The organism is Gemmatimonadales bacterium (genome assembly GCA_036265815.1).
Classification (GTDB): Bacteria; Gemmatimonadota; Gemmatimonadetes; order Gemmatimonadales; family GWC2-71-9; genus CAVVWJ01.
This window is the reverse complement of sequence record DATAOI010000102.1, coordinates 71,968-89,747: the sequence shown is the minus strand read 5'-3', so window position 1 is coordinate 89,747 and position 17,780 is coordinate 71,968. Positions and strand designations below refer to the sequence as shown.

The 17,780-nt window shown below is 69.3% G+C and carries 18 protein-coding genes; 4 read left to right on the top strand and 14 right to left on the bottom strand.

What is annotated here, in order from left to right; all coding sequences use genetic code 11:
- Positions 1 to 83: 83 nt before the first annotated feature.
- The 5 genes from VHR41_19820 to VHR41_19800 are packed head-to-tail and all read right to left on the bottom strand — an operon-like array spanning position 84 to position 5,672.
- Positions 84 to 1,040: a hypothetical protein gene (locus tag VHR41_19820; protein ID HEX3236449.1), complete on the bottom strand. Its 957-nt coding sequence runs from the start codon at positions 1,038 to 1,040 to the stop codon at positions 84 to 86.
- On the bottom strand, positions 1,040 to 1,792 hold the full coding sequence (locus tag VHR41_19815) for a DUF3108 domain-containing protein (protein ID HEX3236448.1): 753 nt from the start codon (positions 1,790 to 1,792) through the stop codon (positions 1,040 to 1,042). The genes VHR41_19820 and VHR41_19815 overlap by 1 nt, the downstream gene beginning before the upstream one ends.
- Positions 1,789 to 2,580, bottom strand: a complete 792-nt coding sequence (locus tag VHR41_19810; GenBank protein HEX3236447.1) for a glycosyltransferase family 2 protein — start codon at positions 2,578 to 2,580, stop codon at positions 1,789 to 1,791. The genes VHR41_19815 and VHR41_19810 overlap by 4 nt, the downstream gene beginning before the upstream one ends.
- 6 nt (positions 2,581 to 2,586) lie before the next feature.
- Entirely contained in the window at positions 2,587 to 3,660 is a 1,074-nt protein-coding gene (locus VHR41_19805; GenBank protein ID HEX3236446.1) for a glycosyltransferase, read from the bottom strand.
- Complete coding sequence (locus VHR41_19800; protein HEX3236445.1) at positions 3,657 to 5,672, bottom strand: ATP-binding protein; 2,016 nt, start codon at positions 5,670 to 5,672, stop codon at positions 3,657 to 3,659. The genes VHR41_19805 and VHR41_19800 overlap by 4 nt, the downstream gene beginning before the upstream one ends.
- Here VHR41_19800 and VHR41_19795 point away from each other — a divergent pair.
- Positions 5,671 to 6,381 (top strand): hypothetical protein, encoded by a 711-nt coding sequence (locus VHR41_19795; GenBank protein ID HEX3236444.1) that lies wholly within the window; start codon positions 5,671 to 5,673, stop codon positions 6,379 to 6,381. The two genes, VHR41_19800 and VHR41_19795, sit on opposite strands and share 2 nt — an antisense overlap.
- A gap of 19 nt (positions 6,382 to 6,400) precedes the next feature.
- Here the strand turns inward: VHR41_19795 and VHR41_19790 are convergent, their stop codons facing one another.
- Together VHR41_19790 and VHR41_19785 are read right to left on the bottom strand one after the other, a co-directional pair.
- Positions 6,401 to 7,138 carry a gamma-glutamyl-gamma-aminobutyrate hydrolase family protein gene (locus VHR41_19790; GenBank protein HEX3236443.1) on the bottom strand — a complete coding sequence of 246 codons (738 nt, stop codon included), beginning with the start codon at positions 7,136 to 7,138 and terminating at the stop codon, positions 6,401 to 6,403.
- Positions 7,135 to 7,617: a hypothetical protein gene (locus VHR41_19785; protein HEX3236442.1), complete on the bottom strand. Its 483-nt coding sequence runs from the start codon at positions 7,615 to 7,617 to the stop codon at positions 7,135 to 7,137. Before VHR41_19785 ends, VHR41_19790 begins: the two co-directional genes overlap by 4 nt.
- A gap of 141 nt (positions 7,618 to 7,758) precedes the next feature.
- Between VHR41_19785 and VHR41_19780 the strand changes: the two genes are divergently transcribed.
- Positions 7,759 to 8,418: a phosphoribosyltransferase gene (locus tag VHR41_19780; GenBank protein HEX3236441.1), complete on the top strand. Its 660-nt coding sequence runs from the start codon at positions 7,759 to 7,761 to the stop codon at positions 8,416 to 8,418.
- Positions 8,419 to 8,488: 70 nt separating this feature from the next.
- Here VHR41_19780 and VHR41_19775 read toward each other — a convergent pair whose 3' ends face one another.
- From VHR41_19775 to VHR41_19765, 3 genes are read right to left on the bottom strand one after another with little or no spacing between them, the layout of a single operon-like run.
- Entirely contained in the window at positions 8,489 to 9,130 is a 642-nt protein-coding gene (locus VHR41_19775; protein HEX3236440.1) for a hypothetical protein, read from the bottom strand.
- Positions 9,131 to 9,153: 23 nt separating this feature from the next.
- Positions 9,154 to 10,194, bottom strand: coding sequence for an NAD(P)/FAD-dependent oxidoreductase (locus VHR41_19770; GenBank protein HEX3236439.1), 1,041 nt, complete (start codon positions 10,192 to 10,194; stop codon positions 9,154 to 9,156).
- A complete protein-coding gene (locus VHR41_19765; protein ID HEX3236438.1) occupies positions 10,173 to 10,649 on the bottom strand; it encodes a hypothetical protein in 477 nt (158 codons plus the stop codon). Before VHR41_19765 ends, VHR41_19770 begins: the two co-directional genes overlap by 22 nt.
- A gap of 205 nt (positions 10,650 to 10,854) precedes the next feature.
- Here VHR41_19765 and VHR41_19760 point away from each other — a divergent pair, with 205 nt between their 5' ends.
- On the top strand, positions 10,855 to 11,403 hold the full coding sequence (locus VHR41_19760; protein HEX3236437.1) for a hypothetical protein: 549 nt from the start codon (positions 10,855 to 10,857) through the stop codon (positions 11,401 to 11,403).
- A gap of 40 nt (positions 11,404 to 11,443) precedes the next feature.
- Positions 11,444 to 12,991 (top strand): peptide MFS transporter, encoded by a 1,548-nt coding sequence (locus tag VHR41_19755; GenBank protein HEX3236436.1) that lies wholly within the window; start codon positions 11,444 to 11,446, stop codon positions 12,989 to 12,991.
- Here the strand turns inward: VHR41_19755 and VHR41_19750 are convergent.
- The 4 genes from VHR41_19750 to VHR41_19735 all read right to left on the bottom strand — a co-directional run bounded on the left by VHR41_19750 (position 12,960) and on the right by VHR41_19735 (position 17,749).
- Positions 12,960 to 13,511 carry a GNAT family N-acetyltransferase gene (locus tag VHR41_19750; GenBank protein ID HEX3236435.1) on the bottom strand — a complete coding sequence of 184 codons (552 nt, stop codon included), beginning with the start codon at positions 13,509 to 13,511 and terminating at the stop codon, positions 12,960 to 12,962. The two genes, VHR41_19755 and VHR41_19750, sit on opposite strands and share 32 nt — an antisense overlap.
- A gap of 122 nt (positions 13,512 to 13,633) precedes the next feature.
- Entirely contained in the window at positions 13,634 to 14,287 is a 654-nt protein-coding gene (pdeM, locus tag VHR41_19745) for a ligase-associated DNA damage response endonuclease PdeM (GenBank protein ID HEX3236434.1), read from the bottom strand.
- Positions 14,284 to 16,941 carry a ligase-associated DNA damage response DEXH box helicase gene (locus tag VHR41_19740; protein HEX3236433.1) on the bottom strand — a complete coding sequence of 886 codons (2,658 nt, stop codon included), beginning with the start codon at positions 16,939 to 16,941 and terminating at the stop codon, positions 14,284 to 14,286. Before VHR41_19740 ends, pdeM begins: the two co-directional genes overlap by 4 nt.
- The gene (locus VHR41_19735; GenBank protein HEX3236432.1) at positions 16,928 to 17,749 is read right to left on the bottom strand and encodes a hypothetical protein; all 822 of its coding nucleotides are present in this window, start codon (positions 17,747 to 17,749) and stop codon (positions 16,928 to 16,930) included. The genes VHR41_19740 and VHR41_19735 overlap by 14 nt, the downstream gene beginning before the upstream one ends.
- Positions 17,750 to 17,780 lie beyond the last annotated feature (31 nt).

Here is a 17,780-nt window from a genome sequence, read left to right as displayed (position 1 = left end):
TGCATTCGGCGAGAGCCCGGGTGCACCCGTCGCGTCTGCTGCATGCTGACATCCCGAAGAGCGTCGGCGAGCAATAATTCACTTCACCCCCCCTCCAGCGCCTCCAACACCCCCCAGACGAACATCGGCACCAGGAGCTCGTGGTGGCCGGTGAGCAGGTAGCCCACGCCACCTTCTCGGGTCGGACGCTGCACCACGTTGAGCCGGGGGCGGTAGTGCCGCTGCATGTCGAAGTCCGCCGCCAGGAAATGAGTCGGCCGGCCGCTCTCCAGATTCCTCGCGATGGTCAACGCCTTGAGGAACACCTCGGGCAGCAGGACGGCGCTTCCCCAGTTGAGCACCGCGCCACCCCGATCCAGCGCAGGCAGTGACGCGGCCAGCCGCCGGAAATCCCGGTGGCTGGTGGCCCCCAGGGACGCGCCGTCGGCCGAGGGGTGCTGATGGATGATCTCGGCCCCGATGGCGGTGTGCACCGTGACGGGCACGTCGTAGCGCCGCGCAGCCAGCAGGACGGAGTGGTCCCCGCCAGGCAGAGTGGCTCGCCCGGCGAGCGCTGCCGCCAAACCCTCGCCCATGCCCTGACCGTCCTCTGCCGCGGCCGCCACGGCCGCATTCATCTCGGCGCCGGTCTCCTCGGCCATCCCGAAGCTCCCGTCCGAGAGTCCGCTCTCCACGTCCTCGCTGGTTCCGCCGTAGGCCGCGAGCTCGAAGTCGTGGATGGCAGCGGCGCCGTTCATGGCCAGGTGAGTCACCACCCCCCGGGCCAGCAGGGAATTGATGAGCGGTCCGAGTCCCACCTTGATGACGTGCCCCCCGATCAGGAGTACGACCCCGCGGTCGGCCCGCGCGGCCGAGGCCACGCCGTCGATCACGGCCCGGAGGTCTTTGGCGGCGAGGATGTCGGGCAGGCTGGAGAGGAAAGCCGCGAACGAGCGGTCGCGATCGGGTGGGCTGGCGAGAAGCGAGGCGTCGACCTTGTTCCGGCGGCCCGCGACCGGCACCGTGCTCACCCGGCTGAGGTCAGCCTCGCGATAGGGCACTACTTCCCCGCGGCGGCGGTGGGCATCGGCGGCAGAACCATGTCCTTGAGCCGCAGGGTAATGGTCCCGAACGGGAACTTGCTGCGGATCTGCACCGGCAGGCGGCGCGCGTCGTCCGTCAGCCAGATCCGGGTATCGGAGCGCTTGGAGAACATTCCTTTGGTGTCGATGACCGGATGCAGCACCAGGCAGTCGACCTCCTTGCCGCCGGGCAGCTCCATCTTCTCCCGCTTCACCACCTCAATCGTGACCGGATTCTTCTCTTTCCTGAAGTACCGTTGGAAGACGTACTTCTTTCCCACCTCCAGCGGCGTGATCCGCACGAAATAGAAGAAGGCCGTATCGTCCAGCGGATCTGGCGGGCTCGGCTGAGCCTGATCGCGGCCCCGCTCGCGGAAGAAGCCGGAGTCGGGATAGATCTCGAAGTACCGATGGATGGGCTTGTCGTTCTCCACGAAGTCCTGCACGAAGCGCCGGGAGTTGAAGTCCTGAGTGCCGACCCAGGACTCGAGCACATCGTCCAGGGAATAGAAGACGGTCCTGCCCTGCAGGCGGAACCGAAAGCGGAAGGCCTCCGCACCTCGAATCGAATCGAGCGCCGCCACCTGGAGCGTGCCCGAGCCCAGGGTCAGGAGCCCGAGCTTGGCGCTGTAGGTCAGGGTCTCGCCAACAGCGAACGGGTACGACGGGGCTGGCCGGACCGGGTGCGCATCCTGCTGCAGTGCCAAGGCGAGCATCAGGCTTCGGATCACGAGACCACCTCCGCCTGGGGCTCCTGCCGCCGGTTCGACGGCTCCGGGGCGGACGGCGCCACGGGCGTATCCCGCAGCGCGCGCCGGCAGCTCCAGATGGCCGCGACCGTTTCCCACGGATGCACTCGTGTCGGCCGGCTCCGGAGATCGTGCCGCTCGACCGAGGTCACGGCCTCGATCCGTCTGGCGTACCGTGCCGCGCGCCAGTAGAGCTCGGCGTTGGCCGTCCAGCCGTCCGTCACCAGGAGGCGTCCCGCCTGGCTGCGAATCGCGTTCCGCAGCGTTACCAGCCGGAAGATGGCGAAGCCCGAGACCAGATCGGTTACCCCAGGCACCGAGACGACGCCCCGGAGCAGCGCTGGCGCGTAGCGCCGGAGCCAATGCTGGCTCCGTGCCGGCTCGCCCTCGAGCTTGGCCTGGGCCACGACCAGGTCGGCACCGCTCTCGATCCGCCGAACCAGGTCCGGAATCGTCTGGGTGTTGTGGGCGAAGTCGGCATGCATGAGGATCGCGGCATCCCGCTTGGGCCGATCGGTCAGCTCGACTGCTCTCCGCAGCAGCGCTTCTACGGACGCGGCGTAGCCCAGCCGCTCCGGCTGGCGGATCACGCTGAGCGGGAGGACGCGGGTGTACGGCTCGAGGACCTCGGCCGTCTGATCGCTCGATCCATCGTCCAGAACGAGGAGCTGATATTCGCGTGGGAAGCTGGCGAACACCTGCCGCACCTTCCAGAGCAGAAGCCCCACGGTCGGGGCTTCATTGTAACTCGGTATGCAAACGTAAATCATGAGCCGTCAAGGAAATGGGGCACAGGAACGATACACCGAAGCCATGCCGTCTGCCATGCGCGCCGCGGTGAAACGGTGCACGACCTGGCGGGCTCGTGCGACGCACGCGGCCCGGCACGCGGAGTCCTTCACCAGACACTCGACTGCTGCCGCCAGAGCCTCCGCGTCTCCCGCGGGCACCAGCAGGCCGGCCCCTTCGCCTACCATCTCCGGGAGACCGCCCGCGGAGGTGGATGCAACCGGGATGCCAAGGGCCATGGCATCGAGCACCGAGGTGCCCAGGCCTTCTTCCCGAGAGCTCATGACGAAGAGATCGGCGTCGGCGATGAGTGCTGCAGGTTCCTTCAGGTGGCCGAGGAAGTGCACCCGGTCCACCAGGCCAAGCTCGGAGCGCACGCGCTCGAGCTCCCGTCGCAGCGGTCCGCTGCCCGCGATGATCCAATGGAGATCCGGCAGACGACCGGCCAGCCGGTGAGCGGCCCGGAGCAGCGTGACGTGATCCTTTTCACCGCTCAATGTCGCCACGTTCACGGCAACCGTCGCAGTATCGGGCAGTCCGAGGAACCGCCGCACGCCGAGCGGGGTCACGCCAGCCAGGTCCTCGAGGGCGACTCCCGAGGGCACGATGCTCACCCGGCCGGGATCGATTCCATCGGCAGCGAGCGTGTCAGCCACTGCACGTGAGATCGCGACCACTCGGTCGGCCCGTCGCCACAGGCCAGTGCGCCGCAGGCGGAACACTACCCGCCGAGTCACCACCAGCGGCTGATGGGTCAGTACCGCGCAGATGCCCGCGACCGTGAGCGCGTGGGCGTCGTGCGCGTGGAGAATCACGGGCCGGTGCCGGACCTCGGCCAGCACGGCGGGAAACGCGCGTGGGTCGACTCCGGAGATCCATCGCACCTCCCGCACCCGAATGCCGGCGTCCGCCACCCTGCGGGCGAGCTCGGAGCCGGCGGTGGTGATCACGACTTGCTCCCTCACGCCGGCCCGCGCGAGCTCGCGTGCGAGCAGCCACACCTGCCGTTGTCCGCCCCGCCACTCACGCCCCGAGGCGACGTGCACCAGCCGGCTGATCACGTCCCCGGCGCGGCCTCCACCTGGGGATTGTCCCGCCGGTGCGGCGCCGCGCCCTCCAGGGCGACATCGGCCAGCAACGCCCGGAGCTCACCGAGGCTGAACGGTTTGTGCAGGTAGGGCCGGTCGAGGCTCTCCAGGAACGCGAGGGTGTCGCCCCGGACGGTGTCACCGGTGCTGAAGACCAGGCGGGACGCCAGGGCCGGCTGGCGGCGCACCAGCGCCTCGTAGAACTCTCGGCCATCAACCCGCGGCATCCGGAGATCGGAGATCACCAGGTCGAACTCCTCAGACGCCGTGATGTTCAGAGCCTCCTCGCCGTCCCGGGCCACCACCGGGATGTGGCCCCACGCTTCCAGCGTGGCGCGCATATAGTGGAGGATGTGAGGCTCGTCGTCGACAACCAGCACGCGAAGCCGTTTCGTTGGGGTACCGGTCCCTGCCGCGGGTGCCGGAGCCGGAGGCCGGGTGGCCAGAGGAAGCTGCACGGTGAAGGTGGAGCCTCTTCCCTCTTCGGTGGAGAGCATGATGCGGCCGCCGTGCTCCCGGACGATGCCGTGGCTGATGGAAAGCCCAAGCCCGGTGCCCTCGCCCTCGGGCTTGGTGGTGAAGAACGGCTCGAAGACCTGGGTCGCCAGAGCTTCGGGCATCCCGGGGCCGTCATCGATCACGTCGATGGCGACGCCGTCCAGCCAGCGCCGGGCTCGGACCACGATGGTGCCCAGGCGCCCGGTCGATGCGATGGCCTGGGCGGCGTTGAGAATAAGATTGAAAAAGACCTGCTGGATCTGGTTGGGCTCGATGTCGGGCATCGGGAGATCCGGCTCGATCTCCATTCGGGCCTCGACCCGATGCGCCATGAGTTGGTTACGCAGCAGCACGAAGGTGGCCTCGAGCAGAGGCTGAAGCGCGGTCGGCCGCCGCTGGTGCTCCTGCTTGCGGGCGAAGCTCAGCAGGTTCTTCACTATTCCGGAGGCGCGCTCGGCCTCTTCCTGGATGACGGTGAGCGGCTCGCGCAGCGCCGGCGGAACGTTGGGGACCTCACGCAGGAAATCGGCGAAGCCGACCACCGAGGCCAGGGGATTGTTCAGGTCATGGGCGATGCCGGCAATGAGCTGTCCGATGGCGGACATTTTTTCCGATTGGATCAACTGGTCTTGCAACCGCCGGCGATCGGTCTGATCGTCGAAGAGGAGCACGAGGGTGGATCGATCCCCGCTGCTAATCGGCACCGCGGTAACGGCATACGTCCGATCCCCGGTGCGCAGGTCCACCTCCCGGCCCGCTCCTTGCTGCTCCAGGGCCCGCTGGAGGTCGGCAGTCCACTCCGGCGGAGCGAAGGCCTGCCAAGGCCGGCCGATCAGGCTCGCCGGAGGGACGTTCACCAGATCAGCGAAGGCTCGGTTGGCTCGGCGGATCCGTCCGCCGCGGTCCACGATGCAGAGTGCGGGCGGGATGGCGTCCACCACCTCCTGCCAGGAGCGCCGCCCCTCGTCCTGCAGGTCGACTAGTCGGGCGCTCTCGATCGCGACACTCGCCAGGGCCACCAGTCCTTCCAGCAGCGGCAGCGCGTCCGGACCGTACCGGCCGCGCTCACCACAGAGGGCCACGGCACCGGTGACCCGTCCCTTGGCGGTGAACGGCGCGATGAGCCAGCCGCCGAGACTGTCGGGCTGCCGGGGCAGGACCCCCCGCTCGACCAGCGAGTCGAGACCGTCGGGCAGCGCCAGCGCACCCTGCCTTTCCACCAGCTCGAGAATGGGCCGGCGATCGGGACGGCCGCCGGGCCAGGTCTGCCAGAAGTCCTTGCCTTCGGGCTCCCGCGGGAGCAGGGAGATGGCGATCTCCTTGGGCGCGAGCGTCTCGCGGATGTGGCGAACCAGCAGATCGATCACCGAGGCACGGCGGAGCGTCCCGGCCAGCTCCTGACCGAACGCGGTCACTCGACGCAGTAGCGCCAGGTCGTCGCGGGATTCAGTGGAAGGCGTGATATTTGTCAGAGGAGGATTGGACATGATTCGCGCGAATACCCGAGGCCGCCTGACCGCGGCGGACCTGCAGCTGGTGATCCTGCTACTGAGCCGCGGCTCGGCGCATCGGAGGGTCTACCTCGAACGGCGGCTGGCCACCGAAGGCCCCGACCCGCTGCTCGACGCCCCCGACCTGCTGGAGCGGCTCCTGACGGTGCGGACGATGCTGGTGCCATCGGAGGCGCTCTTCTTCTATGTGCTCACCCGGCAGGCGCTCCGCGGCGCCGGCATCGACGACCGAGATCTCGCCGACTATCTGGCCGCGATGCTGCTCGACTTCGGGCAACGCGACCGGGCCTGGCGAATCGATTGGAACGACGACCAGAGCCACCGCTACCTGGTGGACATCCTGGCGGATCTGGAGGCGAGTGCCGGCGACCGCCGCTTCCGAGTGATGGCCCACCTGGGCAATCATGCCCTCTGGCTTGCCGGCCTCTTTCCCGATTACATCGCCGCGCGGCACCTGCGCAAGGGCGGACCGGACGTCACCTACTATGATGCTCTCGGCCGGCGCGGGTTCGGCATGGCGTCGGATCACGAGCTCGCCGGCGAGTACGGGCTGACGGCGGTCTTCCGTATGGCGGCCGAGCGGTTTCCCTCGGTGCGTGGGGCCCTCAACGGGGTGAGCGATCGGCTGCTGTTTCCCCATCACCGGCCTGCCGACCGGATCCTTCGCGAGCTGGGCTCGCACTAGCGCTTTCCCGCGCCCACCCTCACGGCGCCAGCGCCTCTCGCTCGCCCGCCGCCGCCACCAGCGCCTTGAACAGGCCGCGCTCCGGCGCCCGTCCATCGGCATGCATCTCCTCCGGATGCCATTGTACCGCGAGCAGCCAGGGCGAGGAGCCCGGCGACTCGACCGCTTCGATGACTCCATCCTCGGTTAGCCCGGAGACCACCAGTCCCGCCGCCAGGTCGCGAATGGCCTGATGATGAAAGGAGTTCACGCTCAACCGCGTGGCACCGAGGGCGGCGGCGACCCGGCTGCCCGCCTCGAGCACGACCACGTGAGAGCGGGCGGTGCGCTCGGTGGAAGCGTTGTGGTCGACCGCGCCAGGACGTTCTGATGGGAGGTCCTGGTAGAGCGTGCCGCCGAGACCCACGTTCACCAGCTGGATTCCCCGGCAGATGCCCAGAACGGGCAGCTCCCGTTGCCGAGCGGCGGCGAACGCCGCCAGCTCGAAGAGATCGCGCTCGCGACTCGGCGGATAGAGCTGGGGAGAACGGTCGGCGCCGTACCAGGCCGGATCGATATCCTCGCCCCCGCTCAGGACCAGCCCGTCCAGTCCGTCCAAGGCACGCGCGGCATAGGAGGGCTCGAGCACCGGGGAGAGGATGATCGGGACCCCACCAGCCGCAATGACCGATCGGACGTATGCCGCGTTGACGCCGGTCCGCTCCGCTCCATCCCAGAGCCGGAGCACGCCCGTGACGCCGATGCGGGGCGCGCTCACTGGCGAACCGAATCGGGGAAGAACGGGCAGCGGGGATTCTCGATCTTGGCCGGATCGAGCTGGATACCGATGAGCGGGAGGGAAGCGTTGCCGATGCTCACGTTCCCGATGGTGGGTGCTCCTTCCACCGGGGTTCCCTCATAGAGCATTACACCTCGGGCGGTCTCCTGCTGATCCAGCACCAGGACCCCGTAGCCGGGCTTCACTCCTTTGGGCAACGCCCCCTCTACTCCGATCAGCAGCATGGAGTCGGAGCGGCCCACCACGGAGGAGTAGGCCGGGCCGGCAACGACCCGGGTGACCAGGCGCTCCGGCAAGCGGCGCGGCGCGGTGCTCAGGGTCTGATGGGGCACGCTGAACTGGGTGAGCAAGGCGGTCGGCCCCGCGAGCGAGGCGAGACCGCAGGCTGCGCCGCCAGAGGCCGGTCGTTCGCACGCCCCGAGGAGAGCCAGCAGGGAGAGAAGCAGGGTCGTTCGCATCGCACCCAAGATAACCCCGGGGGCTGGCCCCGGGTCATCCCGAACGGTGCGCGAGCCTGTGAGTGCGATCACATCGTCCTCAGGACTCGCGGTCTATCCATCCACACCGCGACCCGTGTGAGGGGTCGAGGAGGAGGACCGATGGACCGAATTCGATTCCGCGACCGCACCGACGCCGGGCGCCGCCTCGCCGCCGCACTCTCCTCCTATGCCGGGCGCCCGAATCTCCTGGTGCTCGCGCTGCCTCGCGGCGGCGTGCCGATCGGCTATGAAGTCGCCCGCGCCCTGCCCGCACCGCTCGACGTGATTCTGGTTCGGAAGCTGGGCGTGCCGGGACACGAGGAGCTGGCCATGGGGGCGATCGCCTCGGGCGGCGTGCGCATCGTCAGCCAGGACGTCGTCGCATCGCTGGGGATCCCGGACCGGGTGATCGCCGCCGCGGCGGCCAACGAGGAGCACGAGCTGGCGCGCCGCGAGCAAGCCTACCGGGACCAGCTGCCCTCGCCGCCGATCCGCGGACGCACCGTCCTGCTGGTGGACGACGGCCTGGCGACCGGCTCCACGATGCGCGCGGCCGCGGCCGCCGTGCAAAGCCAGCGACCGGAGCGCGTGGTGGTGGCCGTCCCGGTGGCGCCCGCGGAGACCTGCACGACACTCCGCGCCGAAGTGGACGAGGTGGTCTGCCTCTTTTCGCCCAGCCCGTTCATTTCGGTCGGCACGTTCTACGCAGACTTCTCCCAGATCAGCGACGACGGGGTGCGCGCGCTGCTGGAGCGGGCGGCCACCGAGCGCACGAGGTGAGAGCTCCTATGGTTTTGGATCGCGAATCCGCCCGTGAAAGCCGCCCTCCCCCGGGCGAGCCGCCGGAGACCTATCCCACGGCCGGCTGAGGAGGGCCGGACTGGCCGAGTCCGGCGAGCGCGTGCAAGAGGTTCCGCCGCGCGGTCTCCTCGTAGCGGATGCGGAACGGCACGGTCTGGTACAAGGGCTGGCGCTCCACGAATCCGCGGAGGACTCGCGCCCGAGCGGCCCGATACTCCGGCTCGGGAACCCAGCCATACTCTGTGCGAATGGCGCGCTCGAACCGCTCGAATTCGGCGGCCTCCCGACCCAGGATCGACAGGTCGACGTCGCAGAGGAGTCGGCCGGCGGAGTCGCTGGTCGGCTCCAGATGGCGGGTGAGCAGCACCAGTGCCGAGACCCGCTGGACCAGGTGCGCTTCCACTCCCGCTCCACCGAGCGCCCGTGCCGCCCATTCGGCGCTTCGCGCCTCGTTCTCCGAGCTGCGCGGGTCATACACCGCGTCGTGAAACCAGAGGGCCGCCTCCACCAGATCGCGCTCGGCCACGGGCTCGGGGAACTGGTCGAGCTGGTCCAGACAGTCGGTCAGGTGCGCCGTCGTGTGATAGGCCCGGGCGGGCTCGCGGTAGGCGGCATCGAGAGCCGCGTAGATCTCGGCGCCGTCTCCGTCCGCTCCCAGCCGGTGCCAGAGGTCCGCGAACCTGGACCTCATTGAGCCGAGTGACGGTGCATCGCTCACCCGGTGAGAAACCAGTTCGCCATGGCGCCTCGAGCGGCGCGCTGGCGGGCAACTCTCGCCAACGCCGGCAAGAGGATCCGCCGCACGCTGGCGCGGCCCAACAGCCGAGCCACCCGGTCGTGCCGGCGCTTGACGGCAAGCCAGCGCCGAATCTTCGGAGCCGGATAGCGCGGCTCCAGGATCGTGCGGGCCACCTCCTCTCCGCTCACCAGCGCCCCGTAGATTCCCTCGGCGGTCAGCGAGGACGGGATTCCCGCGGCATCGCCGACGAGATGCACGCCGTTCGCGAAGTGCAGTCCCCGAAACTGCACCTCGAGGGTGGCCGCTTCCAACGGGATCCCATCCCGGGAAACGCCCAGCGCCGCCAGTCGCGCGTCGAGGTAGCGGCAGAGGGCGGGCGGCCGCACAAGCCGCTTGGCCGCGACCGCGCCGATCGACGTGTAGCCGGCATGGGGAAAGACCCAGAAGTAGCCGTTCATCAGCTGGTCAGGGTCGCACTCGACCCGCAACGGCTCCAGGCGAGGCCCGGGAATGTTGTACTCGGCCGCGAAGTATTCTCTGGGAGAGGGAAGCCCGAGCGTTCGGCGGACCGACGAGTCGGCACCGTCCGCCCCAATCAGATGCCGCCAGCGGAGCCGCCGGCTGCCTGACAGGAGGCTTCGGTCGGCGAGATCGATGGACCGTGCCGCCGTGCCGGCACATACCTCGGCCCCGGCGGCGCGGGTCCAGCGGAGCATCCACTGCCCCAGCTGGCTGCGCGGAATGGTGTGAATCACACACCGGTCCGGGTCGAGGGTCTCCGACGGTCCGCCCGTGAAGGCGATGTGCCCGACGGTGCGGTGGGACGTCCCCGGCGGGAGCCCGAGCCGCTCGAGCTCCCGGAACGCCTTGAGCGTGAGGCCGCCCGCGCAGGTCTTGGGCCCGATCTCCGGCTGCTTCTCCAGTACCAGGACTTCGCGTCCGGCCTCGGCGAGCACCTGTGCCGCGCGAAGGCCGGCGGGTCCGGCCCCGATGATCAGATGCTCGACCGTTTCCACAGATTGGACTCCCGGATCCGGTCCGCCGCCTGGGCGCGGGCCTCGGCCGAAGGGTTGCGCACCAGCCCCCAGGATCGGAGCAGCGTACGAGCCCGGCGATAGACGTCCGAAACGATATGGCCGGCGGGCAGGGCGGTGGTACGAGGGAGGAGGAAGAAGTGCAGGTGACGCACCCGTTCGCCGTAGGATGCCACGTACACCCGCTCAGGCCGGACCACCTGCTCGATGGCGCCAACCGCCGACCGGAGCACCGGGCCCATAGCGCGAGCTTCGGCCTCGGTCAGCTGGGACAAAGATTCGCAATGCCGGCGGAGCTTGACGATGAGCTCTCCGGGATCGGTGTAGGCGCCGGTGTGATGCGCCACGGTCCACAGGCCGTCGTCGTAGATCACGCCGCCGGGCGAGGCAATCCGTCCGGCGACCTCTTCGCAGACGCTGCAGGGTGGGTCGGTCATGTCACCAGTCCTCGGAGAGGCGGGTCCAACGGTAGCCTAGCCACGACCTGGCCACGCGGGAAGACCGGGAGACGTCCGCCCGCCAAACTCGCTTGACGGCCTCCGCCGCCGGTCCTACCATTCGATCTCTCTATGAGCATCGGCCGCCTCCCGGCGACCGGCCGCCTCCCCCGAGGTATCACTCCATGACAGGTGCTCGCCGGACGTGTTCGACGGGCTGAAGGCGCGACTGGACCAGCTGCTGCGCGAGCGCGAGCGCACCGATCCCCAGGCCTACGCCGCGCGGCTGCGCGAGGCGCTGCTCGAGGCCAAGCTGGGCGTCGGGACCATGCGCGATGCGCTGGCCGCGAGCGAGCGCGAGCTCGCGGCGGAGCGGCAGCAGCTGGAGAACGCCGAGCGCCGCGGCCGTCTGGCTGCTGCCGTGCCCGATCCGGAGACGGTAGCGGTCGCCGAGCGCTTCGCCGCCCGCCACCGGGAGCGCGTGGCGGTGGTCGAGCGCAGGATCGCGGTCCAGCGGGAGGAGCTCGCGCTGGCGGAGCGCGAGGTGACGGAGATGACGACGCAGGCCCGTTCCGCCGGGGGCACCGCGGCTTCCGAGTCGGTGGCTGCCGCGTGGCGCGATCTCGAATCGGCGGGCGCCGCCCGGCCCGACGAGCAGGAGCAGCAGCACGCCGATGCCGAGCGGCAGCGGCGGAACCAGGCGATCGAGGCCCAGCTCGCCTATCTCAAACGCAAGCTGGGCAAGGATCGGTGAGCGTGATTCCCCCACAGCACAACGGATCGGAGCAGCTCAGGTGACCACTGCCGCCGCTCGGCCAAGCGAGCCCGTGACCCTGCCGCGTGATACCCGCTTCTTCGGCCATCCGCGGGGACTCTCCACGCTGTTCCTCACCGAACTGTGGGAGCGCTTCAGCTACTACGGGATGCGGGCGCTGCTCATCCTCTTCATGACGGCGCCGATCGCCGCCGGAGGCCTCCAGTTCGACGCGGCCAAGGCCGGGGTGATCTACGGCTCCTATACCGCGCTGGTCTACATGATGACTCTGCCCGGCGGGTGGCTGGCGGACCGATTTCTGGGCCAGCGCCGGGCCACCCTCTATGGCGGTGTCATCATCATGCTGGGGCACATCAGCCTGGCCATTCCGTCGATCGCCACCTTCTATCTCGGACTGGGGCTGGTGATCATCGGCACTGGTCTGCTCAAGGCCAATGTGGCCACCATGGTCGGCCAGATCTACGCTCCGGATGACGAGCGCCGCGACGCCGGATTCTCGATCTTCTACATGGGAATCAACCTCGGCGCCCTGACGGCGCCGCTGCTCTGCGGCTGGCTGGCGCAGAGCGAACAGTTCCGGGGAATTCTCTCGTCGGCGGGGATCTCGCCCGAGCTCTCCTGGCACTTCGGCTTCGGGATGGCCGCCGTCGGGATGTTCCTCGGCATCGTGCAGTACCTGGGCGGCTGGAAGCACCTGGGGACCGCCGGGATGGAGCCCGTCGCGCCGGCGAACGAGACCGAGCGCGCCCGCCAGCGACGCCAGCTGCAGCTGGGGATCGTGGCGGTGCTCGCGGCAGCCGGGCTGCTGGTGGGGCTTTCGCTCTCGGGCATCCTGCGGATCACGGCTCAGGGCCTGGGAAACGCCTTCGGCCTCCTGCTGCTGCTGATCACGGTAGGGTTCTTCCTCTGGCTGTTCCTTTCGGCCCAGTGGACGCCGGCCGAGCGGAAGCGGTTGACCGTAGTGCTGGTGCTGTTCCTCGGCGCCACGGTTTTCTGGTCGGTGTTCGAGCAGCAGGGCTCGTCGCTCAACCTGTTCGCGCAGCGCAATACCGACACCAGAATCATGGGACATCCGTTCCCCCCGAGCTGGTTCCAGTCGGTGGAATCGGTGTTCCTGGTGCTGCTGGCGCCGGTCTTCGCATGGGTGTGGATCCGGATGGGCAAGCGCGACCCGTCCAGCCCGACCAAATTCGCCATCGGTCTGTTCTTCGTCGCGGCGGGATTCGGCGTCATGTTCCTCGCCGCTCGGCTGGCTCAGAACGGCGTCCGGGTGAGCCCGCTCTGGCTGGTTGCCACGTTCTTCCTGCACGCCATCGGTGAGCTCCTGCTCAGCCCGGTCGGCATGAGCGCGATCAGCAAGCTGGCGCCGGCGCGGATCGTCGGGCTCACCATGGGGGTCTGGTATCTCGCGCTGTCGGTAGGCAGCTACCTGGGGGGGCGGGTGGCGAGCCTCTACGAAACGTTTACGCTGCCCCAGCTGTTCGGGACGGTGGGCCTGTACGCGTTGACGGCCGCGGTACTGATGGCGTTCATGATCAGGCCGATCCGACGGATGCTGGAGCGCTGACGGCGTAGACCAGCACCTCGCCGATATCGTCGTCCTCGTCGGCGGCCACCGGCCGCATCCCGACGTTCTCTGCCACCCGGAGGGCAGGCGTATTCCACACCGGCGCCAGCGCGCGCACCAGCTTGACCTCCGGATGGTGGAACGCCCAGCCGATCATCGCCCGGACGGCCTCGGTGGCGTAGCCGAGACCCTCGAAGGCCGGGTACATCGCGTAGCCGATCAGCACCGACCCATTCGCCTCCGGCCTGCCTCCGAAGGCCACCGAGCCGATCGCCCGCCTGGTGGCGCGCTCGGCGATGACCCAGTTCCACCACGGGGCCTCGTCCGGTTGGGCCCGCAACCGGTCCCGGACCACCGGAAGCGCCTCGGCCATGTACGGTGGGGGGGCGACGGGACGGGGGAAAGTGGCGCCGGTCAGCTCGCGCAGGCGCGCGGCATCACCCTGCAGAAGCGCTTCGATCGCCTCGAGGCCCAGGGGCGAGAGCTCCAGGCGCTCGGTGCGCACTGACATGTCGACCATCTGCCTATCCTCCCCCCGGCAACCCATGCGACGGATCTGCCGAAGCTATGTTCGCGGCCAGCTTCGTACCAGATAGGGATACCGCGCCGCCGCGGCTCCGCAAGAGCATCCGACCGGCAGGATCACCCGAGCGCCAGTACCTCGTCTCCCGCGATGACGAACGCCCGGTCCCCTGGTGCCGGCGACAGCAGGGAGAGGCCGGTGAAGCTCCCGAATGCCGGGAGAATCGCGACTTCAGGGCCCAACAGAAAGCAGGGAAGCCGCTCCACCTGCAGCGCGGGCCCGGCCAGCGCCAGGCCCGGATGCAGGTGTCCGGCGAGCGTGTACCCTTCGTTCGAGGTCGCCGGCTGGTGCCGAAGCACAAACGGCGGCACGAACGCCGGCGCGTTGAGGCAGTTGATCCGGAGGTCGTCGGGCGGATCGCCGGCGTGGCGGTCGTGGTTGCCCCGGATCAGCAGCATCTCGACCTCGCATCCCCGCCGCCACTCCCGGAGCTCGGCGAGCGTGCGGGTCGCGATCCGGCCTGCCCGGGCGTGAAACAGGTCGCCCAGCACGATCAGCCGCTCGGCCCCGGTGCGGACCAGTGCCGAGTCGAGACGGGTGAGATCGTCGTGGGTGGAGCCTTCCGGCACCGGGATGCCGGCCGCGCGAAAGGTCGCGGCCTTGCCCCAATGTAGATCCGCGGCGACCAGGGTTCGGGTGCGAGGCCAGAAGAGCGCCCGCTCCGGCAACAGCGCGACCTCTTCGCCCGCGAGCCGGAGACAGACTTCGCTCATGCTCCGCTCCGGAATCCGCGGCGGCTGCCCCGCGCGAAGTGGACTCTCTCGGCCGCGCGCTCCAGCGGAGCCATCATCCGGCGGATTCGGTCGGGCAGCTTCTCCGAGCTCACCTGCTCCCGCGCTCGGTCCACCAGCAGCGGGAACGCGAGTGGCGTGGGGCGCTCCACGTCGACCACGGTGACTCGACCGCTCCCGATCCGATCCAGCGCCCGGGCCAGCCGGCTCTGCTCCAGCTGGCGCTCGAGGACCTCGCGATGCGCCTGGAAGAGCAGCAGGTTTTCTGGGTCGTATCGCGCGAACACGTCATAGAGCAGCTCGCTCGACGCCTGCACCTGCTTCACACTCTTGCTGACTCCGGGGTACCCTTGGAAAATGAGGCCCGCGATTCGGGCGATCTCGCGGAATTGCCGCCGCGCGAGCTCCGCGGCGTTGAGGCTCGCCGGAATGTCATGCAGCAGGTGTGAGCTGGAGAGGAGGCCGGCCTCCAGGGCCTCATCGAGCGGCGCCCGCTCGGCCGACAGCAGCTCGAGCCCGTAGTCGTTGGCCGCGAGAGTGAAGGAGATGGGGCCGAGCTGAGCGATCCGGTAGGCGAAGAGCGCGGCAAGCCCTTCGTGCACCAGCCGGCCCTCGACTGGATAGAAGAAAAGATGGTGACCCTCGCGGGTGCGTACCCGCTCGACCAGCAGCTCGTCGGGCGCAGGCAGGCGCGACCAGCTGGCCTGCAGCTCGAGGATGGGGCGCACTGCTTCCATCTCGGCGCCGCGGTAGATCCCCCTCCGGGCCTGGTCCAGCTTGTCGCGAACCGCGGCGGCCAGCTCGGGCGAGATCGGCATGCGGGCGCCGGACCAATGGGGGACGCCGGAGCTCGACCGGCTGGTCTTCCGGACGTACGCCACCATCCCGCGCACCCGCACGAACTCAAGCACGCGGCCGGCAAAGGTGAACCGATCCCCCGGGCGGAGTCGGGCGATGAACGACTCCTCTACGGTGCCCAGCGCTCGGCCTCGTAGGTACTGGACCTTCATCGCGCTCTCGCTCACGATGGTCCCGATGGACAGCCGGTGCCGCAAGGCTACCGCGCGGCTCTCGACCACCAGGCGGCCCTCGCGCTCGACCACCTTGCTGTACTCCGGATAGGCGCCGAGCGCCTGGCCGCCGCGGGAGATGAAGTCGAGCACCCAGGCCCACTCCGGCCGGGTCAGGTCACGATAGGAGCGGGTGGTGCGCACTTCGTGGTACAGCTCATCCGGCAGGAAGCCGCCGCCCAACGCCACCGTCACCGCGTGCTGGGCAAGCAAGTCGAGCGGGCGTTCCACCGGCCGGCGTGCCTCGATCGAGCCGGCGTCGAGCGCGTCCCGAGCCGCCGCCACGTCGACCAGCTCGAGGGCGTTGGTCGGGACGCAGGTGAGCCGGCTGACCGAGCCTGGCTGATGGCCGCTCCGTCCGGCCCGTTGAATCAGCCGGCCGACCGCCTTGGGGCTCCCGACCTGCAGCACCCGGTCGACGGGAGTGAAATCCACGCCGAGGTCCAGCGTGGAGGTACACACGACGCAACGGAGCCGGCCGTCCCGGAGGCCATCCTCCACCCACTCGCGGGTGTCGCGGTCCAGCGAGCCGTGGTGCAGCGCCATGACGCCGGCCCAGTCGGGACGCTCGGCCAGCAGCGCCTGATACCAGAGCTCCGCAGTGGCGCGAGTGTTGGTGAACACCAGCGAGGTTTCCCCCTCCTCGATCGCGCGCACCACGTCGGGCAGCAGGCGAAGGCCAATCTGACCCGACCAGGGGAACCGCTCCATCGCCTCGGGGATCAGCGCATCGACCAGCAGCGCCTTGGGCACGAGCCCGGGGATGATCCGTCCCTGCCTCGGCGCGCCCTCGGCGTCGACGCCCAGGAGCGTGTCGCGCGCGACCTCCAGGTTACCCAGCGTGGCGGAGAGCCCCAGAGTGCGGAGTTCCGGTCGAAACTGCCGCAGCCGGGCGAGGTCGAGCTCGGTCTGAACTCCGCGCTTGGAGGCCATCAGCTCGTGCCACTCGTCGACCACCACGAGCTCCAGGTGGTCGAAGAGCTGGGCCGCGTCCTCCCGGGTAAGCAGGAGCGACAGGCTCTCGGGCGTGGTGATGAGCGCTGTCGGCAGCCGCTGCTGCTGGCGTGTGCGAATTCTCGCGGGGGTGTCGCCGGTGCGGGTCTCGACCGTCCAGGGAAGACCGAGGTCTTCGACCGGTGCGCGGAGCGCGGCCTCAGTATCGACCGCGAGTGCCCGGAGCGGCGTGATCCAGAGCACTCGGAGGGGCGGAGCGGCCGGCTTCCGCCGGCCAGGCGCGGGGTAGTCCCGCAGCCACTCCATCACGGACCCGAGCCATGCCGCGTAGGTCTTGCCGGTGCCGGTCGCAGCGTGCACCAGGCCGCTCTCACCATTGAGGTAGGCTTGCCAGACAGTCTCCTGAAAGGGGAACGGCGTCCAGTCGTGCAGGTCGAACCACTCGCGGACGCACTCGAGCGGCTCTCGCCCGCCGCATTCGACGGGACAAGCCCGTGGCCGTGGCGCGGGGGCGGCGGGAGGCGTCAATGCACGCTCCGCCCGGCGCCGTGCGGCACGGGCCCGCCGCAGATCGACCGCCAGCGCGGAGCCGCCGCCTCTATTGGATGTCACGCGGGGAAATGGCGTGAAGGTAGCGGCGCACCGAGTAGCGGACGGCCTGCTTCCCCGCGCTCAGGATGTTGCGCCCGAACCAGGCGCCATAGATCTGCTCGAACTCGAACGGCTCGACCGCGTCCCCGATGCGGCGCACCGCCGCCGCGTTCAGCGGGATGTAATTCGGGTAGCTGTACATGAAGCTCACAGTGCGGCGGTCCTGGGCCACCATGATGATGTCGCCGGTGAGCAGCGCACCCTCACCGTCCGCGCCCTGGGCCCAATGGAGGACCGTGCCGCCGGCGAAATGACCGCCGCAGTGGATCAAGGTGACCCCGGGCGCGAGCTCCCGCGCCGGACCATCCCAGAAGACGACGGGCCGCTCCGGCCGGACCACCCACGGCGCATCCGCAGCGTGCAAGTAGATGGGGATGTCGCCCAGCGCGCGACTCCACTCGATCATCGAGGAGTAGTAGTGCGGGTGGGAGATGGCGATGGCGCGGACCCCGCCGAGCGTCTGAATCGCGGCGACGCTGGCGTCGTCCACCAGGCTGATGCAGTCCCACAGCACCCCGCCTTCCGCTGTCCGCAGGTGGAGCGCCCGTTGGCCGATGGCGAAGGCCGGCTCGGTGCCGATCCCTACCAGTCCCGGGCCTTCGACTTCGACCTTGTTTCGGTGATCCCGTCGGAGCTCGTCGAGGGTAGTCCAGAGCTGGCCCTTCCAGCCGACGTACTGCCGCTCCTCGGTGCAGATGACGCACTGCTCGGGCGGAAGCGGCGAGTCGGGGTACTGGGTACCGCAGGTGGAGCAGATGAAATTCGCCATGGGAGAAGAGTAATGCGCAGTCGCTTGGCGA

Coding starts and splice junctions, on each gene's coding strand:
- VHR41_19810 (HEX3236447.1), bottom strand. CDS start 2,580: ATGATTTACGTTTGCATACCGAGTTACAATGAAGCCCCGACCGTGGGG.
- VHR41_19795 (HEX3236444.1), top strand. CDS start 5,671: ATGATTCGCGCGAATACCCGAGGCCGCCTGACCGCGGCGGACCTGCAG.
- VHR41_19800 (HEX3236445.1), bottom strand. CDS start 5,672: ATGTCCAATCCTCCTCTGACAAATATCACGCCTTCCACTGAATCCCGC.
- VHR41_19785 (HEX3236442.1), bottom strand. CDS start 7,617: ATGCGAACGACCCTGCTTCTCTCCCTGCTGGCTCTCCTCGGGGCGTGC.
- VHR41_19780 (HEX3236441.1), top strand. CDS start 7,759: ATGGACCGAATTCGATTCCGCGACCGCACCGACGCCGGGCGCCGCCTC.
- VHR41_19775 (HEX3236440.1), bottom strand. CDS start 9,130: ATGAGGTCCAGGTTCGCGGACCTCTGGCACCGGCTGGGAGCGGACGGA.
- VHR41_19765 (HEX3236438.1), bottom strand. CDS start 10,649: ATGACCGACCCACCCTGCAGCGTCTGCGAAGAGGTCGCCGGACGGATT.
- VHR41_19750 (HEX3236435.1), bottom strand. CDS start 13,511: ATGGTCGACATGTCAGTGCGCACCGAGCGCCTGGAGCTCTCGCCCCTG.
- pdeM (HEX3236434.1), bottom strand. CDS start 14,287: ATGAGCGAAGTCTGTCTCCGGCTCGCGGGCGAAGAGGTCGCGCTGTTG.
- VHR41_19735 (HEX3236432.1), bottom strand. CDS start 17,749: ATGGCGAATTTCATCTGCTCCACCTGCGGTACCCAGTACCCCGACTCG.